General features: G+C 62.7%; 16 protein-coding genes. 1 reads left to right on the forward strand and 15 read right to left on the reverse strand.

All coding sequences use genetic code 11. The annotated features are described in order from the left end of the window. Positions 1–62: 62 nt before the first annotated feature. Complete coding sequence (locus LGH82_RS12350) at positions 63–1,769, reverse strand: Na/Pi cotransporter family protein (RefSeq protein WP_227348740.1); 1,707 nt, start codon at positions 1,767–1,769, stop codon at positions 63–65. Positions 1,770–1,918: 149 nt separating this feature from the next. Between LGH82_RS12350 and LGH82_RS12355 the strand changes: the two genes are divergently transcribed. Next, positions 1,919–2,788, forward strand: a complete 870-nt coding sequence (locus LGH82_RS12355) for a LysR substrate-binding domain-containing protein (RefSeq protein WP_227348741.1) — start codon at positions 1,919–1,921, stop codon at positions 2,786–2,788. On the opposite strand, the gene LGH82_RS12360 is transcribed toward LGH82_RS12355, so the two are convergent. The 14 genes from LGH82_RS12360 to ehuA all read right to left on the reverse strand — a co-directional run bounded on the left by LGH82_RS12360 (position 2,785) and on the right by ehuA (position 20,328). Continuing rightward, positions 2,785–5,262 (reverse strand): GcvT family protein, encoded by a 2,478-nt coding sequence (locus LGH82_RS12360; RefSeq protein ID WP_227348742.1) that lies wholly within the window; start codon positions 5,260–5,262, stop codon positions 2,785–2,787. The genes LGH82_RS12355 and LGH82_RS12360 overlap by 4 nt on opposite strands. A gap of 77 nt (positions 5,263–5,339) precedes the next feature. Continuing rightward, positions 5,340–6,149, reverse strand: a complete 810-nt coding sequence (locus LGH82_RS12365; RefSeq protein ID WP_413771445.1) for a DeoR/GlpR family DNA-binding transcription regulator — start codon at positions 6,147–6,149, stop codon at positions 5,340–5,342. 198 nt (positions 6,150–6,347) lie between these two features. Continuing rightward, complete coding sequence (locus tag LGH82_RS12370; protein WP_227348744.1) at positions 6,348–6,728, reverse strand: hypothetical protein; 381 nt, start codon at positions 6,726–6,728, stop codon at positions 6,348–6,350. A gap of 422 nt (positions 6,729–7,150) precedes the next feature. Further along, complete coding sequence (locus tag LGH82_RS12375) at positions 7,151–10,315, reverse strand: efflux RND transporter permease subunit (RefSeq protein ID WP_227348745.1); 3,165 nt, start codon at positions 10,313–10,315, stop codon at positions 7,151–7,153. Between the two features lie 9 nt (positions 10,316–10,324). Continuing rightward, positions 10,325–11,629 (reverse strand): efflux RND transporter periplasmic adaptor subunit, encoded by a 1,305-nt coding sequence (locus tag LGH82_RS12380; RefSeq protein WP_227348746.1) that lies wholly within the window; start codon positions 11,627–11,629, stop codon positions 10,325–10,327. A gap of 260 nt (positions 11,630–11,889) precedes the next feature. Continuing rightward, positions 11,890–12,891, reverse strand: a complete 1,002-nt coding sequence (gene doeB, locus LGH82_RS12385) for a N(2)-acetyl-L-2,4-diaminobutanoate deacetylase DoeB (protein WP_227348747.1) — start codon at positions 12,889–12,891, stop codon at positions 11,890–11,892. A gap of 5 nt (positions 12,892–12,896) precedes the next feature. Next, entirely contained in the window at positions 12,897–14,087 is a 1,191-nt protein-coding gene (gene doeA, locus LGH82_RS12390) for an ectoine hydrolase DoeA (RefSeq protein WP_227348748.1), read from the reverse strand. Between the two features lie 38 nt (positions 14,088–14,125). Further along, on the reverse strand, positions 14,126–15,118 hold the full coding sequence (gene eutC, locus LGH82_RS12395) for an ectoine utilization protein EutC (protein ID WP_227348749.1): 993 nt from the start codon (positions 15,116–15,118) through the stop codon (positions 14,126–14,128). Then, positions 15,115–16,107 (reverse strand): hydroxyectoine utilization dehydratase EutB, encoded by a 993-nt coding sequence (gene eutB / locus LGH82_RS12400; RefSeq protein ID WP_227348750.1) that lies wholly within the window; start codon positions 16,105–16,107, stop codon positions 15,115–15,117. Before eutB ends, eutC begins: the two co-directional genes overlap by 4 nt. Before the next feature lie 187 nt (positions 16,108–16,294). Continuing rightward, positions 16,295–17,095 carry an ectoine utilization protein EutA gene (gene eutA / locus LGH82_RS12405; protein WP_227348751.1) on the reverse strand — a complete coding sequence of 267 codons (801 nt, stop codon included), beginning with the start codon at positions 17,093–17,095 and terminating at the stop codon, positions 16,295–16,297. 3 nt (positions 17,096–17,098) lie between these two features. Beyond that, entirely contained in the window at positions 17,099–17,758 is a 660-nt protein-coding gene (gene ehuD, locus LGH82_RS12410) for an ectoine/hydroxyectoine ABC transporter permease subunit EhuD (RefSeq protein WP_227348752.1), read from the reverse strand. Between the two features lie 34 nt (positions 17,759–17,792). Next, positions 17,793–18,452: an ectoine/hydroxyectoine ABC transporter permease subunit EhuC gene (gene ehuC, locus LGH82_RS12415; RefSeq protein WP_227348753.1), complete on the reverse strand. Its 660-nt coding sequence runs from the start codon at positions 18,450–18,452 to the stop codon at positions 17,793–17,795. Between the two features lie 167 nt (positions 18,453–18,619). After that, positions 18,620–19,471: an ectoine/hydroxyectoine ABC transporter substrate-binding protein EhuB gene (gene ehuB, locus LGH82_RS12420; RefSeq protein WP_227348754.1), complete on the reverse strand. Its 852-nt coding sequence runs from the start codon at positions 19,469–19,471 to the stop codon at positions 18,620–18,622. 65 nt (positions 19,472–19,536) lie between these two features. After that, a complete protein-coding gene (ehuA, locus tag LGH82_RS12425; protein ID WP_319799935.1) occupies positions 19,537–20,328 on the reverse strand; it encodes an ectoine/hydroxyectoine ABC transporter ATP-binding protein EhuA in 792 nt (263 codons plus the stop codon). Between the last annotated feature and the right edge of the window lie 66 nt (positions 20,329–20,394).

A 20,394-nucleotide genomic window follows, 5' to 3' on the forward strand; every position in this document is an offset into this window, starting at 1 on the left:
TTTGTAAAATCGTTATTTTGTATCGAAGTATCGATTCAAACGATGGTAGAGGCGCATACCTGTCAGGCTGGTGAGGCAACCACCACGCCCACGCCCGCACCGCCTCGAGCCAGCCGGCTCTCAAGCAGATCACCGCTTTGCGTCAGCAGCGGATAGGCGACCGAGGCCATCAACGAGTTGATTTCCTTTAGCGCCCTGACCGCCTCCAGATGGATGTCGCTGGTATCGATACTCTGCGGCATTCCTGATTGCAGACGCTTGAGGTGACGGTCATGACTCATGCGTTCCAGTTTGCGCATCCGCTCCTTCTCGACGACGAGTTGCCGCGCCGAATCGAGATCACTCGATACCAGCACGTTGAGCGCAAGCTGCATGTTGGCCATGACACCGTTGTGAAGCCCGGCGAGTTCGGTCCAGCCGTCGCGTGAAAAGCGCAGATTCTTGTCGCGCAATTCCCCGGTGAGGACTAGCAGGTTCTTGGCGACGATATCGCCGGCGCGTTCGAGATTGATGGCGAAATCGGTGAGCTCGATGCCGCGCTGGGCCTCGGCCGCGGACATGCTGCCGCGATTGACCTCGGCAATGTAGAGTTTGATCTCGGTGTGGGCGCGGTTGACCTCGTCATCGAGCTTCTGCGCCTGGCGGATCTGATCGGTGGTGCCGGCGTCGATGAAATCCATCACCGGACGCAGCATGATTTCGACGACTTCGCCCATGCGCAGCAACTCACGGGTTGCGCTGGCCAGTGCCAGACCGGGCGTGCGCATGACGGTGCGGTCGAGGGCGCTGGTGCGGCGCGACATGAGGTCCGTACCCTCCCCCGCCTTTGCCGCCGGCCTGTCGGCGATGAGCCAGGTGACCAGCTTTTCCATCAAGCCGGTGAAGGGCAGGCAGCAGACGACCAACGCCAGATTGAAGGCGAGGTGCAAATTGACCAGTTGCCGGCCTTCGGTTGCGCCGAACACATCCGTGGGAAACGCCACGGCCTGAAGTGCAAACAAGGCAGCGAGTGCTGCCATGCCACGAAAGATCAGATTGCCGAGCGGGACACGACGCGCCTCGACGGCCTCGCCGCGCGTCAGCCATACCGCGATCAGCGCGCCGCCGCAATTGGCGCCAAGAAGGAAGAACAAACCGACTTCGACGGGCAAGACGCCCTGTGCGGCAAGCGTGACGAACAACAGGATCGCCGCGACGCTGGAGTGGATCAGCCATGTGAACAGGGCAGCGGCCGCGAAGGCGGTGAAGTAGTCGGTGCGCAAATAGGAAATCACAAGCGGCAGCAATGTGCTCTGTCGCATCGGCGCGGTCGCCTCGCCGATCATGTGCAACGACAACAGAACGAATGCGATGCCCATCAGGATACGTCCGCCCTGTTTGATGCCGCGCGCTTCGAACTTCAGGAACATCGCGCCGCCGACAAGAATCGGCGCTGGTACCAGCCAACTGAGGTCGAATGACAGCACCTGCACGACCAGGGCGGAGCCGAGATCGGCGCCAAGCAGGATCGCCAGCCCAGCGGACACCGAAACCATGCCACTGGCGGCAAAGCCGGCCGCCAGGATGGCGACGGCGGTGGAACTCTGCAGCAGCACGGCTAGCACCGTGCCGACGCCTGCCGACCTGACCCGAGCGCCCCGGGCTTGTCTGAGCGCGTCACGTAATGCGGGGCCACAGGCTCGCTCCACACCGGTGCGCACCATGCGCACGGCCCAGAGCAGCAACATGACGGCACCCGCCAGATGCAGCAGGATGATGGAAAATTGCATGGCCGTGCCTCCAACGGCCGGCAGGGGATGTCGACCAACGTTCAGGCTGATGGTCACCCAAACATAAGTCAAATCGTTCATTTCTATCTTTTAGTTAGCTAATCTTATGCTAATCTGCCGGTGATTTCGGGATCTCGAAGGCACAGAAGATGCGCTACGTTCAGTTGCGGGCCTTTCATCAAGTGGCAATTTCCGGCGGTTTTTCGCGGGCCGCCGAAGCCCTTTTCCTGACCCAGCCGGCCATATCGGACCAGGTGCGCAAGCTCGAGGAAGAGTATGACGTCCTACTGTTCAACCGAAACAAGAAGCAGGTCACGCTGACTCATTCGGGCCAGAAGCTGCTCGAGATAACCCATCGCATGTTCGATACCGAACAGCAGGCGCTCGAGCTTCTGACGGAGTCGCGCGCGCTGCGCTCCGGCACGCTGCGTATCGTCGCCGACGCGGCGCATCATCTGCTTCACATCCTCGGCAGCTTCCGGGCCCGCTATCCCGGCGTCCAGGTTTCGGTACGCGCTGGCAACACCGAGACGGTGATCAGCAGCCTCTACAGCTATGACGCCGACATCGGCGTTCTGGGCGAGGTGCCGACCGGGCGCGATTTCGAAGTGCTGAAGCTCAACTCCACCCCGATCATCGCTTTCACCTCCGTCGATCACCCGCTGTCAGGGGCGAAATCGCTGACGCTCAAGCAACTCGCGCAGGAATCGCTGGTGATGCGCGAGCGCGGCTCAAAGACGCGCCAGAAGCTCGAAGACCTCGCCGCGGCTTCGAAGATCGAACTCCGGCCTTCGATCGAAGCCGAGGGCCGCGAAGCCGTCCGCGAGATCGTCGCGTCAGGCGCCGGCATCGGCTTTGTCTCGGCGGCCGAGTTCGGCCAGGATTCGCGGCTGGTGCCGATCACCATCGACGCTCCCGAAACCTTGATGGACGAAGCGCTGATCTGCCTGCGCGAACGTAGCGGCGGCAAACTCGTGCGCGCCTTTCTCGACATGGCAAGATCGATGTCAGCGGATTAGACGGCAGCGCGAACTTCCACCACATCCGCTTTCACCCGCTCCGACTTCGGATCGTAGGGGCTGCGCAAATGCGCCGTAGCTCCATGGCGAATGCCAGCGAGGTCGATCTCGAAATGGCCGCCACTGAGAAACGGCGCATCGACGCCGGCTTCATTCTCGATCAGCCCGAGCGCCACCGAGCGGCCAAGCGTGTGGCCGTAGGCAGCCGAGCGGACTTCACCCACCGGCTTGCCGTCGCGCAGGATCAACTCGCCGCCCCACAGCATCGGTTCGGCATCATCGAGCGTGAACAGCACGACGCGCTTTGCCGGTGCTGCCGACGGCTTTGCCTCGACCAACGCGTCGTGACCGATAAAGCCGCCCGGCTTGTCCAAGGCGACGGCAAAGCCAAGGCCAGCCTGCCAGGGGTTGATGTCCGGGGTCAGTTCGCGGCCCCAGGCGCGAAAACCCTTTTCGATGCGTAGGGCATCGAGCGCGTAGTAGCCGGCATCGGTCAGGCCGAATTCGCGGCCCGCCTCATGCAGCGCCTCATAGACACCGACGGCGAATTCAGTGGGCACGATCAATTCCCAACCGAGTTCGCCTACATAGGTCATGCGGTTGGCGTAGGCGGTGGCGTAGCCGATATCGATCTCGCGGATGGTGCCGAAGGGGAAGCCCGCGTTGGATAGATCCGCCGAGGACAGTTTGCCAAGCAGATCGCGCGAACGTGGTCCCATCAGGGCCAGCACCGCGTAGGACGATGTGACATCGGTCAGGATGGCATGGGCATCGGATGGAATATTCTTGGTGATCCAGTCGGCATCGTGAACTGCTTGCGTGGAGCCGGTGACGATGAGGAATTTCTCGGCGCCAAGCCGCATCACGGTGAGATCGCTTTCGTAGCCACCGCGCGCGTTGAGCACGCCCGTGTAAACAGACGTTCCTATGGGCGCATCGACGTTACCGGCGCAGATCCGGTTGAGCACGGCACAGGCATCGCGGCCCTGGACGAGAAGCTTGGCGAAGGAGGTCTGGTCGAAGATGGCGACGGCTTCACGCGTCGCCTTCATTTCGCGGCGGACCGCCTCGTGCCAGTTCTGGCGGCCGAAGGCATAATCGTTCTCGGCCTTCTCTCCCGGTGCCGCGAACCAGTTGGCACGCTCCCAGCCCATCTTCGAGCCGAAGCAGGCGCCCTTGGCGGCGAGGCGGTCGTAGAGAGGCGAGCGGCGGAAAGGTCGAGCCGTATCCAGTTCGCGGTTCGGCCACGGCATGGCGTAGTGCAGGCCTAGTGTCTCCTTGACCCGGTCATGCAGCCAGCGCGGATTGTTGTTGAACGAGGCGAAGCGGCGGATGTCGACCGGCCACAGATCCATGGTCGGCGCGCTGTTGACGATCCATTCGGCCAGCGCCCTGCCCGCGCCGCCGGCGCTGGCGATGCCCATCGAATTGAAGCCTGCGCCGACATAGAAGTTTTTCAGCTCCGGCGCCTCGCCGAGGATGAAGTTGTTGTCCGGCGTGAAGCTCTCGGGTCCGTTGTAGAATTTCTTGACCTCTGCCTGTGCCAGTTGCGGCACGCGGACAAGCGCGTTTTCCATCAGGATCTCGAACTGGTCCCAATCATCCGGCAGCAGCGCGAACTCGAAATTCTCCGGGATGCCGTTCATGCCCCATGGCTTGGCGTGCGGCTCGAAGCCGCCCATGACAAGGCCGCCGACCTCTTCCTTGAAGTAGATGAAACCGTCGGGGTCGCGCATGACCGGCAGGTCAGGATGCACGCCCTCGATCCTGCCGGTGACGATGTACATGTGCTCGGCCGAGTGCAGCGGCACCGAGACGCCGCACATCAGCCCGACCTTGCGCGCCCATTGGCCCGCGCAGTTGACGACGATCTCGGCGGCGATGTCGCCACGGTCCGTCTCGACGCCGCAGGCGACGCCGTTCTTGACGCTGATGCCGGTGACCTTGACCCGCTCGAAGATTTTCGCGCCGCGATTGCGCGCGCCCTTGGCCAGCGATTGCGTGAGGTCGGTCGGATTGGCCTTGCCGTCGCCCGGCAGCCAGACGGCGCCAACCAGATCGTCCGTTGCCATTACCGGCCAGAGGTCGGCTGCCTCCTTGGGCGTAATGACGTCGATCTCGACGCCCTGGGCACGCGCTGACGCGGCCGTGCGCTTGAGCACCGTCATCCGGTCGGCCGTACGCGCCACCGACAGCGAGCCGCAATTCTTCCAGCCGGTGGCAAGACCCGTCTCGGCCTCCAGTTCGCCATAGAGCTGCGTGGAGTATTTGATCAGGCTGGTCATGTTGGAATGGCTGCGCAACTGCCCGACGAGGCCCGCGGCATGCCAGGTGGTGCCGCCGCTCAGTTGCCCCTGCTCAAGCAGCACCACGTCGGTCCAACCGAGCTTTGTCAGGTGATAGGCGACAGAGCAGCCGATGATGCCGCCGCCAACAATGACGACGCGTGCTTGTGTTGGGAATTGGTTTGCCATGGGACGTCCTGCCGTTTTGACACCGGGAGGATCATAGCAGGCCAATTCCAAATATCAACACAAAATGCCACAAAAAATCACATCGCGACCGCTATCAACTTTGGCCCTTTTCGCGCCAGCGCTTCCACGATCGCGGGCTCGGGAGCCGTATCGACAATCACACCAGCGGCGCGTCCGAAATTCGGAATCCTGAGCGGCGTCAGCTTTCCAAACTTGCTACTGTCGAGCACAAAATACGCGTTGCCGGCGAGTGCGATCATCCGTCCGCGCTGTTCGGCGCCGGCACGGGTGAAATCAGTCACCTCGCCGTCGGGTGAGAGCGCTCCGCCGCCGAGGAAGGCGATGTCGACGCGAAAACGCGACATTGCCTCCAGCATATCGATGCCAGACGCTGCTTCCTCGCCCGGATCGATTTCGCCGCCCAGCATATGCACGCGCATGCCAGGCATGTGGCACATTTGGATCGCGATCTTGAGGCTGGCCGTACAGATTGTGAGATTGCGCAGTTCCCCCATGGCCTGCGCGACAGCCAGGGTGGTGGTGCCGGAATCGAGGAAAACCACCATTCCGTCCTTGACCAGACCGGCAGCCATTTTTCCGATGGCGGCCTTGCCTTTGGCATTCTCCTGGCTGCGCAGGCTCATCGCCGGTTCACTCGGCTCGAAGCGAGCAGCGCCGCCATGCACGATGCCGAGTTGTCCTCGGTCGGACAGCAGCTTCAGGTCGCGGCGTATGGTTTCGCGCGAGACATCGAAGAAGTCCGCCAGTTCGGCGATGCTGACGGAGCCCTGAGCGCCAAGGCGCTTCAGGATTTCGCCGTGGCGGCGCGGGGCTAGCGCGCGCGGCGGTGGAAGGCTGATGGAAGACATTACGGTCCTGCGCCACATCTGATGTTGCAATATGTGGCAGGCCGGGAGCCAAGAGGCAATCAGTTGCATCTATGGCCGTATGGATGACCTAACGCTGAGCCGACATCGGCAGCATCCAGCACGGCCTGGTCAACGCCATTGACGTATACAGTTACTCAAAAACCGGCGCCCCCGACAATTCGCCGGAGGGCGCCGTGCGATCATAACCGGCCTGCGTCAGCCGTTCGGATAGTAGCCGCCATCGGAGCCGTCGCCTATGTAGAAGCCACCGCCGGTATCGAGCCGCAACTGCTGATCCAGATCCTCAACCTGGCCGAGCAAATCCCGATATTCGCCATTTCCCATGGTCGAGCGATGGATGCTGTCGGCCTGTACCATCAGTTCATGCTCCTGCTCTGGCGTGATTGCCTTCGCATCTCTTGCCTCGACAATTCCCTGCTTTACACCATCCAACTGGTTCAGGATCGCCCTTCCCTCAACCGAAATCGCCTGCGGTTCGACCCTATGGCGGTGCACGGCGTAGGCACTCGATAGTGGCACCACCGCCAGAAGCGATGCGATTGCTATGATCCTTGGTGTGAACGTGCGCATGGTCATGCTCCTCTTCTCCTGGAAAGCTGTGTGGGCATCACTTTCCGAACACGGACCGTCTGCTCCCGTCGCGTCGCGATGATCCTCTCATCGCCGGCGGTTCATGGTCCGCGGAATTCATATGGGGCGGCTGCAACCCATGGCACGGCATGGAACGGAAACGTGACAGAGTGTTGATCACGCAAACGGAAGTTCAGGCTTGGTCACGCTATTGTATAGGCCAAGTGGAGGAGCCGGACGCCATTTCCAAAGCGTTTCCGACAAAGGTTGTGACGCCGGCTTGCTCCGACCTTCACCAGTGCAGCGCACATAACGGTATTCCGCGTCTAGAACAATTACAGGAAAAGTGCGTAGCGGTTTTCCGTCAGGAATTGCGATAAACAAAGAGACAGAGCGGTTCTGCGTTTCCGTCAAACGATGACCCACATCTAGATGGCGTAGTCATCGCCAATGACGGCAGGGCGTGTGGCAACAGCGGTTTGCGGCGCGGCCGTGGTCGCGGCTGGGCGACCCCGGGCCTTCGATATCCAAAGCGAGAAGCGGTCCAGATAAAGGTAGACCACCGGCGTGGTGAACAGGGTCAGCGCCTGGCTGACGGCCAGACCGCCGAACATGGCGGAGCCAAGCGGCTGGCGCAGTTCGGATCCCGTTCCATGACCAAGCATCAGCGGAACCGCGCCGAGCATGGTTGCCATGGTCGTCATCATGATCGGCCGAAAGCGGATCAGCGCGGCCCTGCGAATGGCCTCCTCGCTCGACAGGCCATCGCGTCGTTCGCCCTCGATGGCGAAATCGACCATCATGATACCGTTCTTCTTGACGATGCCGATCAACAGGATGACGGCGATCAAGGCGATCAGGCTGAAATCGTAGCCCAGCAGCATCAGGGTCGCCACGGCGCCGATGCCGGCGGATGGCAGGGTGGACAGGATGGTCAGCGGGTGGATGTAGCTTTCATAGAGAATGCCGAGGATCAGATACACTGTCACGAGTGCCCCCAGCAGCAGCAGCGGGATGGAGCTGAGCGATTGCTGGAAAGCCTGGGCCGTGCCTTCGAAACTGGTGTTGATGGTCGGCGGCAGGTGCATATCCTTCAGCGCCTGTGTGACTGTGTTCGTCGCATCGCCGATCGAGGTTCCCGGCGTCAGGTTGAAACTGAGCGTGACCGATGGAAATTGGCTCTCGTGGCTGATCTGAAGCGGCTGGACCGGCACGGTTGTCCAGTGGGCAAGGACCGAAAGGGGCACATCTGCGCCGCTCGCCGACTTCACATAGAGCTTGTTCAGAGTGCTGATGTCGCCCTGGAGCGAGGGCAGAACCTCCATGATGATGTCATAGCTTGAAAGCTGAGTGAAGTACTGGGCGATCTGGCGTTGGCCGAAGGCATCATCGAGCGTGCTGTCGACCACGCTTGGCTGGATGCCGTAACGCTCCGCCTGGGCACGATCGATCGTCAGCGTCAGCGTGGCGCCGTTCGTCTGCTGGTCCGAGGCGACGTCCGCGAGGCCCGGCAATGTCTCGAGCTTCGCCAGTACCTTGGGCGACCAGCTGTTCAGCGTGGCTATGTCGGGGCTGGTCAGGCTCATCTGGTACTGGGTGCGTGACAGGCGGCCGCCGACGCGCACATCCTGCGCGGCCTGAAGGAACAGGTGCGCGCCCTCGACCGTGGCCAGTTTGGGCTGGAGGCGACGGATGATCTGGTCGGCTGTCGACTGCCGTTGATCGCGCGGTTTGAGCGTGATGAAGACGCGCCCGCTGTTCAAGGGGTTGCCGACACCGCCAATGGCCATGGCGACGCTGGCGACGTCGGGATCCGCCTGCACGATGTCGCCCAGCGCACGCTGGCGTCCGAGCATCTTGGCGAATGAAATGTCTTGCGCCGCTTCGGACTGGCCGGTGATAAGGCCTGTATCCTGCTGCGGAAAGAAACCTTTCGGTATCCAGATGAAGAGGAAGACGGACAGCACCACCGAAGCGATGAAGATGCACAAGGTGACCAGCCGGAAATGCAGGGCGAGATCAAGCATCCGTTCGTACCCCTTCGCAAGCGCATCGAATCCGCGCTCGCTCCAGTTGTAGATCGTGCCGTGCTTGACGGAACGCTCGCTGTGCAGGAAGCGCGATGCCAGCATCGGGATCAGCGTCAGCGAGACGAAGGCCGAAACGACGATCGTCATGGCAAGCGTCAGCGAGAACTCGCGGAACAGACGGCCGATGATGCCACCCATCAACAGGAGCGGCAGCAGGACGGCGATCAGTGACAGGCTGATCGAAAGGATGGTGAACCCTATTTCCCCGGCGCCCGTCATTGCCGCTTCAAGGGCACCCATCCCATCGTCGATATGCCGCTGGATGTTCTCCAGCACGACGATCGCATCATCGACGACGAAGCCGACGGCGATGGTCAAGGCCATGAGCGAGAGGTTGTCGAGGGTGAAGCCGGCGATCCACATCATCGCGCAGGCCCCGAACAAAGCGAGCGGCACCGTCAGGCTTGGAATTGCGGTCGCGCGGACGCTGCGCAGGAACAAGAAGATGACACCGATGACGAGGACGATGGTGATCAGCAGCGTGTTGCGCACATCGCTGACCGCGGCACGAATGGTCTGTGTCCGATCGCTTAGAACGCCGATCTTGATGCCGGGCGACATGGTTGCCGTGAGACGCGGCAACTGCGCATTGATGCGATCGACCGTCTCGATGACGTTGGCGCCGGGCTGCTTGAAGATGATGAGGAAGATGCCGCGCTTGCCATTGGCCCAGGCGGCCTGCTTGCTGTCTTGTGCAGCACTCACGGCATTGCCGATATCCCTCACATAGAGCGGCGACCCGTTCTGATACGTGACGATGACATCATTCCATTTCGTCACCTGGATAAGCTGGTCGTTGGTGTAGATCGTATAGCTGCGCGTCGTCCCGTCGATGCTGCCGGTGGGGCTGTTGGCCGTGACACCGTTCAACTGGCTGCGGACGTCCTCGAGCGTCAGCCCCTTGGACACCAGCTTGGCCGGATCCAGCTGGACGCGGATCGAGGGTTTCTGCTGTCCGCCATAGAGCACTTGCGCGACGCCCGGAAGCTGGCTCAGCTGCTGCCCGAGCTTCGTCTCCACCTCGTCGTCGACCGCCGTCAGCGGCAATGTGTCCGATGTGGCCGACAGCAGCAGGATGGGCGAATCCGCGGGATTGACCTTGCGATAGGTCGGCGGGGTCGGCAGGTTGGCCGGCAACTGGCCGCTGGCGGAATTGATCGCGGCCTGCACGTCATTGGCGGCGCCGTCGATGTTGCGGTTGAGGTCGAACTGAAGTGTTATCTGCGACGAGCCGAGCGAATTCAGCGACGTCATTTCGGATATGCCGGATATCTGCGCGAAGGCGCTCTCGAGCGGCTGGGCGACGGACGAAGCCATCGTGGTGGGGCTCGCGCCCGGAAACTGCACGGACACCTGGATGGTTGGAAAATCCACCTGCGGCAACGGCGCGACAGGCAATAGCGGATAGGCCGCTATGCCAATCAGCAGAATGGCGACCATCAGCAGCGATGTCGCCACCGGATGCTTGATGAAGGGAGACGATAGACCGCCGTCAGCAGCCATGTCATCTGCTCATTTCTGCGCTTGAGCGCTTTGGGCGCCACCGACGGGCGGAATGGACGAGGTTTGCGCGCCGTCCGTCCCGGTCGCCGCCGGCGGCTGTGCGGGTGTCGCGGGTGTCGCGGGATTGCTGGTCGCGTCGAGCAGAGCGCCGGGCTGGACACCATAGGCGCCGTCGGTCACGGCCTTCTCGCCAGGCTTGATGCCGTCGCTCACGACGGCCTGGCCGCTGCCGGTCTGCGCCACCTTGATCGGCCGCATCTGCGCCTTGCCGTCGTCTCCCGCAATATAGGCGAACAATCCGTCAGGGCCGTGCTGCACGGCATCCTCGGATATCAGCGTCACGTCCTTCAGCGTATCCAACAGCAACCTGACCGTGACCGACTGCCCCGGCCAAAGCGCATTGTCCTCATTGGGAAATGTCGCCTTGAGGCTGATCGTACCGGTCGCGGCGTCGACCTGATTGTTGGTGTAGGAAAGCGTGCCCCTGGACAATACCGTGTGTCCATCTTCCGCCATGGCCAGCACAGGCGCGCGGCCGGTGTCGAGCGCCTTGCCAACAGCCGGAATCTCGTCCTGGGCCACCGGAAAGACGACGCTGATCGGCTGAACCTGCTGGACGCTGACGATGCCGCCGGTCGAGCTCGGCTGGACCAGGTTGCCCTCATCCACGAGCCGGAATCCGGCCCTGCCCGTCACCGGCGAAACGATGCGACAAAAGGCCAGGTTTATCTGGGCCACTTGTACCGACGCCTCGTCGGCCGCCACCGAGCCCTGGTCCTGGGCGACCAGGGCCGCCTGCGTGTCCAGCGTCTGTTGCGGCACCGCCTTCTGCTGGACCAGAACCGTGTCGCGGTTCAGATCCATCTGCGCGTCTTTCAATGATGCCTGATCGCGCGCCAGTTGACCGTTGGCCTGGGCAAGGGCGGCTTCGTAGGGTCGCGGATCGATCTGCGCGAGCAGATCGCCCTTGTTCACCATGTGTCCCTGGGTGAACCCGATCTTGGTGATCTGGCCGGTGACCTGCGCCCGCACGGTAACGGTGTTTTGCGCCTGCACCGTGCCAAGCTCGTCGAGGTAAACAGGAAAATCGCCCTGCTTCGCGGCCGACAAAGTCACGGGCACACCCTTGTTCTGGACAAGGGGCTTTGCCGCGGTCTGGCTCGAGCCGCGAAGCTTGTTCGCCATGTAGGCCAGATAATCCCGTTCGATCCAGGCGCCGCCGGCAAGCGCGACGAGCGCCAGGCCCATCACCACGCGCCTCTTACCCTTCGACGTCTGGCCCTTCGATCTCTGGGGACGCGGAGCATCGGACATGGCGAATGTTTCCTGGGTTCGACGGCGTGCATCGCGCGTCGAGCTACAAACCAGAATGTCCTATATCGACGAATGTTCGACCGTTGGCGGCCTGCACGATACTTTGATCATCGAGTGATCAAGCATTGCCACGGCGGCGGAGAGCGCCGTGGCAATGATCAGGTAGTGGTTGCCGGCACTCGCGACGGCACCGTGGAGGTCGGCGATACCAGATATCGCCTGGCTGTTTTGTTAGCGGCGCTGCCGTCTTCTGCCTGGCGTCAGTCAACCCCGACCGCGACCACGGCCGCGCAGTCGCCGGCCTTGACCAGGCCGGGAAAATGCCGCGCCGCCAGCATGCCCGACATTTTTGCTCTGATCTCCTGCGGAGCGATGCCGGTGCGGCCGGTAGAATGGATGCGGGCCAGCACCGCGCCCTTCTCGACGGGCTCACCGAGATCGACCATGGTTTCGATCATGCCGTCGTCCTCGGCAAAGGAGAAGCAGTCGCCGGATGGCATGTCGAGCCATTGCGTGGGAGTCTTCTCGACCGCACCATCAACAATGCCGGCATGGCGCAGCACATTGAGGATGCCGCGCCGCGCGATCCCAACGGTTTGCGCTCGCGAAGTGCCGCCGCCACCAAGCTCCGTGCTGACGAACACCTTGCCCATTTCCTCCGCCGCCGTGTCGTACATGCCGACGGCGTCGATCTCTATCATTCGCATCGAGAACGGTGCGGCAAAGGCCGCAACCGCATCGAAAGCTTTCTGCTCCAACGCCTTGTCGGGCAGAGTATGCGCGGCGCAGAACGGCACGAAGTCCAGCGTCCTGCCGCCGGAATGGAAGTCGAACACGATGTCCGCGCGCGGCAGCAGCTCCCGCTGGAAATAATCGGCGATCTTCTCGGTCACCGTGCCGTCCGGCCGACCGGGGAAACTGCGGTTCATATTGCCCTTGTCGATCGGCGATGTCCGCGTCCCGGCGCGGAAGGCCGGATAGTTCATCGCCGGCACGATGATCACAGTGCCGCTGACGTGCCTGGGGTCGAGTGCACGGGTGAGATCGTAGAGGGCCAGCGGCCCCTCGTATTCGTCGCCATGATTGCCGCCGGTGAGCAGCGCCGCCGGCCCCTTGCCATTGCGGATGACACAGATCGGGATCATCACCGAGCCCCACGCTGAATCGTCGCGACTGTAGGGCAAGCGCAGGAAACCGTGTTGGACACCGTCGCGGTCGAAGTCGACGGTCGGCACGATCGGCGACGGGCGAAGACTGGACATCGGGATCAATCCTTCACGACCAGCTTGCGCGGCACGTTGGCCAGGCATTCTACACCGGTTTCGGTGATCAGGATGGATTCGGTGATTTCCAGCCCCATCGTTTCCAGCCACAGGCCAGTCATGAAATGGAAGGTCATGCCGGGCTTGAGTTCGGTGCGGTCGCCGGGGCGTAGGCTCATCGTGCGTTCGCCCCAGTCCGGCGGATAGGACAGGCCGATCGAATACCCCGTGCGGTTGTCCTTGACGATGCCGTATTTCTTCAGCACGGCGAAGAAGGCATTGGCGATGTCCTCGCAAGCGTTGCCGGGTTTGGCTGCCGCCAGGCCCGCCTCCATGCCTTCCAGCGTCGCCTTCTCGGCCTCGAGGAATTCCTGCGTCGGCTTGCCGAGGAAGACGGTGCGCGACAGCGGGCAGTGGTAGCGGTGATAGCAGCCGGCGATCTCGAAGAAGGTGCCCTCGCCGCGCTTCATCGGCTGGTCGTCCCAGGTCAGGTGCGGCGCCGAGGCATCCGCACCCGACGGCAGCAGTGGCACGATCGCCGGATAGTCACCGCCAATCTTGCCATCTGGGCCGTCAACGCCGCGCGTGCCGGCATCATAGATCTCGGCGACGAGATCACATTTGCGCATGCCGACTTCGATCTTGTCGACGATGCGCTGGTGCATGGCTTCGACGATGCGGGCGGCCTTGCGCATATAGTCGATCTCGGTCGGGCTCTTCACCGCACGCTGCCAGTTGACCAGGGCGGTGGCATCTATAAAGCGGGCATTGGGCAGGTGCTTCTGCAGCGAGGCGAAAGCAGCGGCAGAAAACCAGTAATTGTCCATCTCGACGCCGATGGTGAGCTTGCCCCAGCCGCGGTCGGCAAGCACGCTGGACAAGAAGTCCATCGGGTGACGCTCGGTCGACTGCACGTAGTGATCGGCATAGCCGACGATGTTGTCATGTGCGAGATAGGCGGTGCGCTTGGCGCCATTGGCGTCCTGGCCACGGCCGTACCAGACCGGCTCGCCTGATGGCGGCACGATGACCGCCTGATGCACGTAGAACGACCAGCCGTCATAGCCGGTCAGCCAGGCCATGTTGGAGGGGTCGCTGACGATCAGGAGATCGACGCCCTTGGCCTCCATGGCTTTCCGTGTCTTGGCGAGGCGATCCGCATATTCGCCGCGCGAGAATTTCAGGTTTGGTTGCATTGTTCTTGGTCCTCGTTTGTTGGGCTTCGCAGCCGGCATCAGCTTTCAAAGATGGTTCCGGCATTGGCGGCGCGAGCCCGGTCGCGGGCGAGCGTTGCAATCGCCGTGTCCTGAACGCCGGTACCGGTCAGGTCGGCAATGGTGATATCGCTGGCCGAACGCCTTCCACGACGTTCGCCGGCGATGATCTGGCCGAGTTCGGTCACATCGGTGTCTGCGCCCATCACGCCAGCCGAAATGGCATGGTGGAGTTCGCCAAGCCGCCGCGTCTGGCGCGCGCTGTCGGCGACATAGAGATCGGCCATGCGCAGGATGGCCGGCGCGATCTCGTTCTTGTGTTCGGCGTCCGAACCCATCGCGGTGATGTGCTGGCCGGCGGAGATGAAGCCGGCCTTGACCAGCGGCTCGCTCGACGGCGTGGTGGTGACGATGATGTCGGCGCCAGCGGCGGCCTTTGACGCGTCGGCTTCAGCGCGCACGACGATGCCGAGCTTTTCGCGCAAGGCGGCCGCTGTCGCCTCCGCCTTGGCAAGGTCGCGCGCCCAGATGCGTGCTTCTGCGATCGGACGCACCAGCATGAGCGCTTCGAGTTGCAGCCCGGCTTGCACGCCGGCGCCGAAGATCGCGGCGACGGACGAATCCGGCCGCGACAGATGTCTGGCCGCGACCGCACCGGCGGCGGCCGTACGGATGTCAGTGAGATAGCCATTGTCGAGCAGCAGCGCCTCGATCAGGCCCGTCTTCGACGACAGCAGCACCATCATGCCGTTGATGCTGGGCAGGCCGAGCTTCGGATTGTCGAAAAAGCCGGGACTGATCTTGATGGCAAAGCCGTCGATGCCAGGCACATAAGCGGTCTTCACATCGACCTCGCCGCGATGCTCGGGAATGTCGAGCCGCAGGATCGGCGGCATAGCCACCGGCAGGGTGGCGAGCGCGCGGAAGGCGTTTTCGACGCAAGCAACGGCGTCAAAGTCGAGCGGTATGATCTTGCGCAACTCGGCCTCGGTGAGGATTGTCATCCGGCTCATGCGATGCGCTCCGCGATTGCCTCGCCGCAGACGATCTGGCGGTGCACATTCATGTCGATGTTTCGTCCGGAGATCAGCACAACCACGGGTCCGCTCACCTTGACCTTGCCGGCAAGCAACGCGGCGATGCCGACGGCACCGGCGCCTTCGACGATCTCGCGCTCCTGCGCATAGGCGTGACGGATGCCAGCAGCGATCTCGTCTTCGCCAAGCAGGATGACATCGTCGAGCAGGTCGCGGCACATGGCAAAGGTCAGCCGGTTGTCGAGGCCGATGCCGCCACCAAGCGAATCCGCCAGCGTCGGCAATTCGTCCACCAGCACCGGACGACCGGCATCGAGGCTCGCCTTCATCGCCGCACCGCGCGCCATTGAAACCCCGATAATTCTTGTTCTGGGGCTGACGCCTTTGACGGCAGCGGCAATGCCCGAGGCAAGGCCACCACCGGACAGCGGCACCAGAACCAGAGCGGCCTCCCGGACCTGCTCGATGATCTCCAGCCCGAGTGTGCCTTGCCCGGCGATGACCGCCGGATGGTCGAAGGGCGGCAGCATCACCAACCCCTCTTGCGCCACCAGCCGCTCGACCTCTTGCTGCGCATCATCCTGGCTGTTACCGACAATGCGGATTTCAGCGCCCAGACGGCGGATCTCATCGAGCTTGTTGCCGGGCACCAGACGCGACATGGAGATCACCGCGCGCATGCCCTCAAGCTTCGCCGCATGGGCGAGCGCACGGCCATGATTGCCGGTCGAGGCCGCGACCACGCCGCGCGCTTTCTCCTCGTTGCTGAACATGGCGATGGCATTCGAAGCCCCACGCAGCTTGAAGCTACCGGTGGTCTGGCGGTGTTCGAACTTGAGATAAACCGGGACGCCGAATTGTTCCGAGAGGCTGTGAGACAAGACGATTGGTGTCCGCTCGATCTTGTTGGCGATCCGTTCACGGGCGGCACGGATGTGCTGAAGGGTTATGGAGTGTATCGACATGGCGTCGGCGCTGCCCCTCACCTGCCTGCCGGCATCCTCTCCCCGTCAACGGGGAGAGGGACGCTTTCATCGGCGATTTCGCCAATCACCGGCGTTCCAGGATGAGCACCGAGTTTGCGGACAGCCTTCTTCTCCCCGTTCACGGGGAGAAGGTGCCGGCAGGCGGATGAGGGGCAGCGCCGACCCATCAGGCCAAGCCCCTGTGCGAAGAAATTTGCGGCAGTGCCAGCGTCATCAGACGGCCAAACTCGGGACGCGGCGTCTCATCGCCACAAAGGCGCAAGCAGTTCCACGCAGTTGCCTGGTTGCTGGTCACGACAGGGCGACCGATCGCATCCTCAATGCCCATAACCGCGAGCGCCCCACGCAACGCCGTGCAGGATACGAACAATGCTTCAGCACTCGCGTCAGTCGCCTCACGCGCCAGATCGACAAGCGCGGCCGGCGGAATGCGGGCCATCTCGCGGTCATCCTCGAAGCCGAGGCAGGTGAAGCTCTCGATCTCGAAACCACGCGCCGCGAAATAGTCAGTCATCGGCCGGCTGGTCTCGACCGTGTAGGGCGTGAGGATGCTGATCCGCTTGGCGCCCAGCGCGGCCAGCCCGCGCACGCCCGACATAGGCGGCGTGACAACAGGCACGCCCGGCTTGGCTGCCTGGATCGCCGCCTCGATCTCGGTATCACCGATCACCACCGAGGCCGAGGTGCAGGAATAGCAGATGGCGTCGAGCGGCTCGTCGGGCAGGATCAGGGCCGCGCCCGCCGTCAGCGCCGGCTGCATTTTTCGCAGGTTTTCCGGCGTCGTCGGGTTGGCATAGGGAATGCGCGCTACATAGACGCCGACCCGCTCGCTCGCCACCATGCGGCGAAAATCCGGTTCGGTCGTGTGATCGGTGGCAAGGATGATCAGGCCGACGCGCCGCTCCAGCGGGCGGTCATCCAATACCGGCCGCTTCGGATAGACCTTGATGTCGGGTAAGGGTTTCACGAACTACCTCTCGATCTTGCCGTAGCGGCGTTCCAGCCAGCGCAGCAGCACGACCGAACAGAGACTGATGACGAGGAAGAAGGCGCCGACCAGCGTGATCGGCTCGATATAGCGATAGTAGGTGTTGGCGACGCTTTTGGCCTGGTTCATCAATTCCAGTACGGTGATCGCCGACAAGAGCGGCGTCTCCTTGAACATCGCGATGAAATAATTGGCCAGCGCCGGGATCATCGGCGGAATGGCCTGCGGAATGATGATGTGCGTCCAAGTCTGCCTGGCGCTGAGATTGCAGGCCTTGGCGGCTTCCCACTGGCCACGCGGCACATTGTCGATGCCTGCGCGATAAACTTCCGCCGTGTAAGTGCCGTAGTGCAGCCCCAGGCCGATGACGCCGGCGACCAGCGGCGGCAACAGGATGCCGATATCGGGCAGCACGTAGAAGATGAAATAGAGCTGCACCAGCAATGGCGTGCCGCGGATGAACTCGGCCGCCCAGCCGACGGTGCGCGACAAGGCCTTGTTAGGCGAGCGGCGCGCAAGGGCGATGCCCAGGCCGACGATCGCAGCCAGCACCGAACCGAGCAGCGTCGCCAGGATGGTGATCTTCACCCCCTGGATCAGCGTCGGCATGATCTGCCAGACGAAATTCCAATCCCACTCCATCAGCGAGTCCAATTCATCAGAAGGGCATTGGCCATCAGACGCGCACCCCGTCGAGGCCGCGCGCCATGCGGCGTTCCAGCGAGCGCACACCCCATGAAATGAGCAGTGCCATGATGAAATAGATGATGAGGATGGTGGTGAACGGGACCATGGTGTTGCCGGTCTGGGCGCGCACCACCTGCGCCTGGAAGGTCAGATCCGCGAGCGAGATCAGCGATACGACTGATGTGGCCTTGAGCAGTTCGATGGCGTTGTTGCCGAAGGTCGGCAGCATCACCAGAAACGCTTGCGGCAGAATGACATGGCGCATGCCTTGCCAGCGGTCGAGATTGAGCGCGATGCAGGCTTCATGCTGTTCGCGACCGATCGATTGCACGGCGCCGCGCACCACCTCGGCGGCGTAGGCGCCGACATTCAAGCCCAGCGCCAGCACGCCGGCCTGCAGCGGGGTCAACTCGACGCCCGCCAGGGGCAACACGAAATAGGCGAAGAACAGCTGCACGAAGATCGAGGTGCCGCGGAAGAATTCAATATAGACGGTGGCCAGCGCGCGCAGCACGAAGAAGCGCGACAGCCGCCCCATCCCGGCAAGGAAGGCCATGATCAGGGCAAGCACCGACCCCATCAGCGTCAGCTCGATGGTGACAAGCGCTCCCTGCAATATCAGGCCGAAATAGCCGGACCACTGGGTCATTTAGATTCCAACGTTGGCGGTTCTTGGGTCCTTCTCCCCGTTCACGGGGAGAAGATGCCGGCAGGCAGATGAGGGGCGGAGCCGGCCTCGCAGAAGTTCGCGCCGCCCCTCATCCGTCACTTCGTGACACCTTCTCCCCGTAAAACGGGGAGAAGGAAGAAGGTGCCCTACTTCGCCGAGCAGAGCTTGTCGCGCGTCGTCGACATCGCCGCCGCCGCCGAGAAGCCGTAAGGCTCGATGATCTTGGCGAAGTCGCCGGACTTCTTCAGCTTGGCGAGTTCGACGTCGAAGGCGTCGCGCAGCGCCTCGTCGCCTTTCTTGAAGGCGGCGCCGTCGCAGTAGACCGGCGCGCCCTGAACCGGGGCGATGACCTCGAGGTTTGGATCGCTGGCCTTCTTCATCAGATCGTTGATCGACAGGACGGGCAGCGAATAGGCGTCGATGCGGCCGTCCTGCAGCATCTTCACGCCGCTCTGGCCGTCCGGCACGACGATGACGCGCTCGCGCGGCACGCCTGCGTTGAGCGCCAGCTTCTCCTCGGTTCCGCCGCCGGGCGCGCCGATCGTCGCGGTCGCATCCTTGGCTACATCCTCATAGCTCTTGAAGCCCTTCGGATTGCCCTTCTTCACCAGCATCGCCTCGGCGTCGCACAGCACCGGCTCCGAATAGGCAACCGCCGCGCAACGTTCCGGCTTCATGAACAGGCCGGCGGTGACGACATCGAAGCGGCCGGCCTGCAGGCCGGGGATCATTGCGCCATATTCCGAGATCGACGCGACGATGTCGGCGACACCGAGCCGCTTGAAGATTTCACGCGCAACATCTGGCGCGGCACCCGAAACCTTGCCGTCGGCGGCGACCGCCGTATAGGGCGGCTCGTTGGCGATGGCGACGCGGGCGAAGCCTTGCGCCTTGAGCTGATCGAGCTTGGTGTCGGCAGCCGAACCCACGCTCGAGGCAGCCAGGACGGCCGTCAATGCAAGGCCGGCGACGCCGGCCAGAATGCCAAGTTTCTTCATTGTTCCCAACTCCTTGTTGCTCTTCTTGGTTTGCTTGCGGGCGGTTCGCGCGCCCCGCATGACGGTCAGACGCGATGTCCAGCCGCGATGATCTTCTTCAGGAAGCCTTGCGTGCGCTCCTGCCTGGGATTGCGGAAAATCTCGTCGGGCTTGCCTTCCTCGACTATCCTGCCGCGATCGAAGAACAGCACCCGGTCGGCGAAGTCGTGGGCGAAACCCATCTCGTGGGTTACCAGCAGCATGGTCATGTCGGTCTCGGCGCAGAGCCGCCACAAGACGTTCAGCACCTCCTCGACCAGTTCCGGATCGAGCGCCGATGTCACCTCATCAAACAGCATGATCTTCGGCTGCAGGGCGAGCGCCCGAGCGATCGCCACACGCTGCTTCTGGCCGCCGGAAAGCTGCGATGGCATCGCCTTGGCCTTGTCGGCCATGCCGACCATGTCGAGCAGTTCCATCGCCCGCTTTTCGGCGGCGGCGCGCGGCGTGCCCTTGGTCAGCATCGGCGCCAGCGTCACATTGTCGATGACGCTCTTGTGCGGAAACAGGTTGAACAGTTGGAAGACCATGCCGATCTTCTGGCGCATTCGGGCGAGATGCCGCTCGTCGGCCGGCATAAGCTGCCCATTGCGCTCCATGTGGTAGAGCTGCTCTCCCTCGATCTGGATGTGGCCCCCGTCAATCCGTTCGAGCGTCATCAGGATGCGCAGGATCGTCGTCTTGCCCGAGCCGGACGGGCCGATCAGCGCCAGCTTCTCGCGCGGCATGACCTGCATCGACAGCCCGTCCAGCACCTTGAAGCTGCCGAAGCTCTTCGAGATGCCGTCGATCTTGATGATGGGCGCGGATTCGGACAAATGAATTTCCCCGTGCTGGAGAAGCCTGTGCCCTTAACGATGCGGAACGCGCCAAATCATGTCAAT

This window comes from Mesorhizobium sp. PAMC28654 (genome assembly GCF_020616515.1).
Taxonomy (GTDB): domain Bacteria; phylum Pseudomonadota; class Alphaproteobacteria; order Rhizobiales; family Rhizobiaceae; genus Mesorhizobium.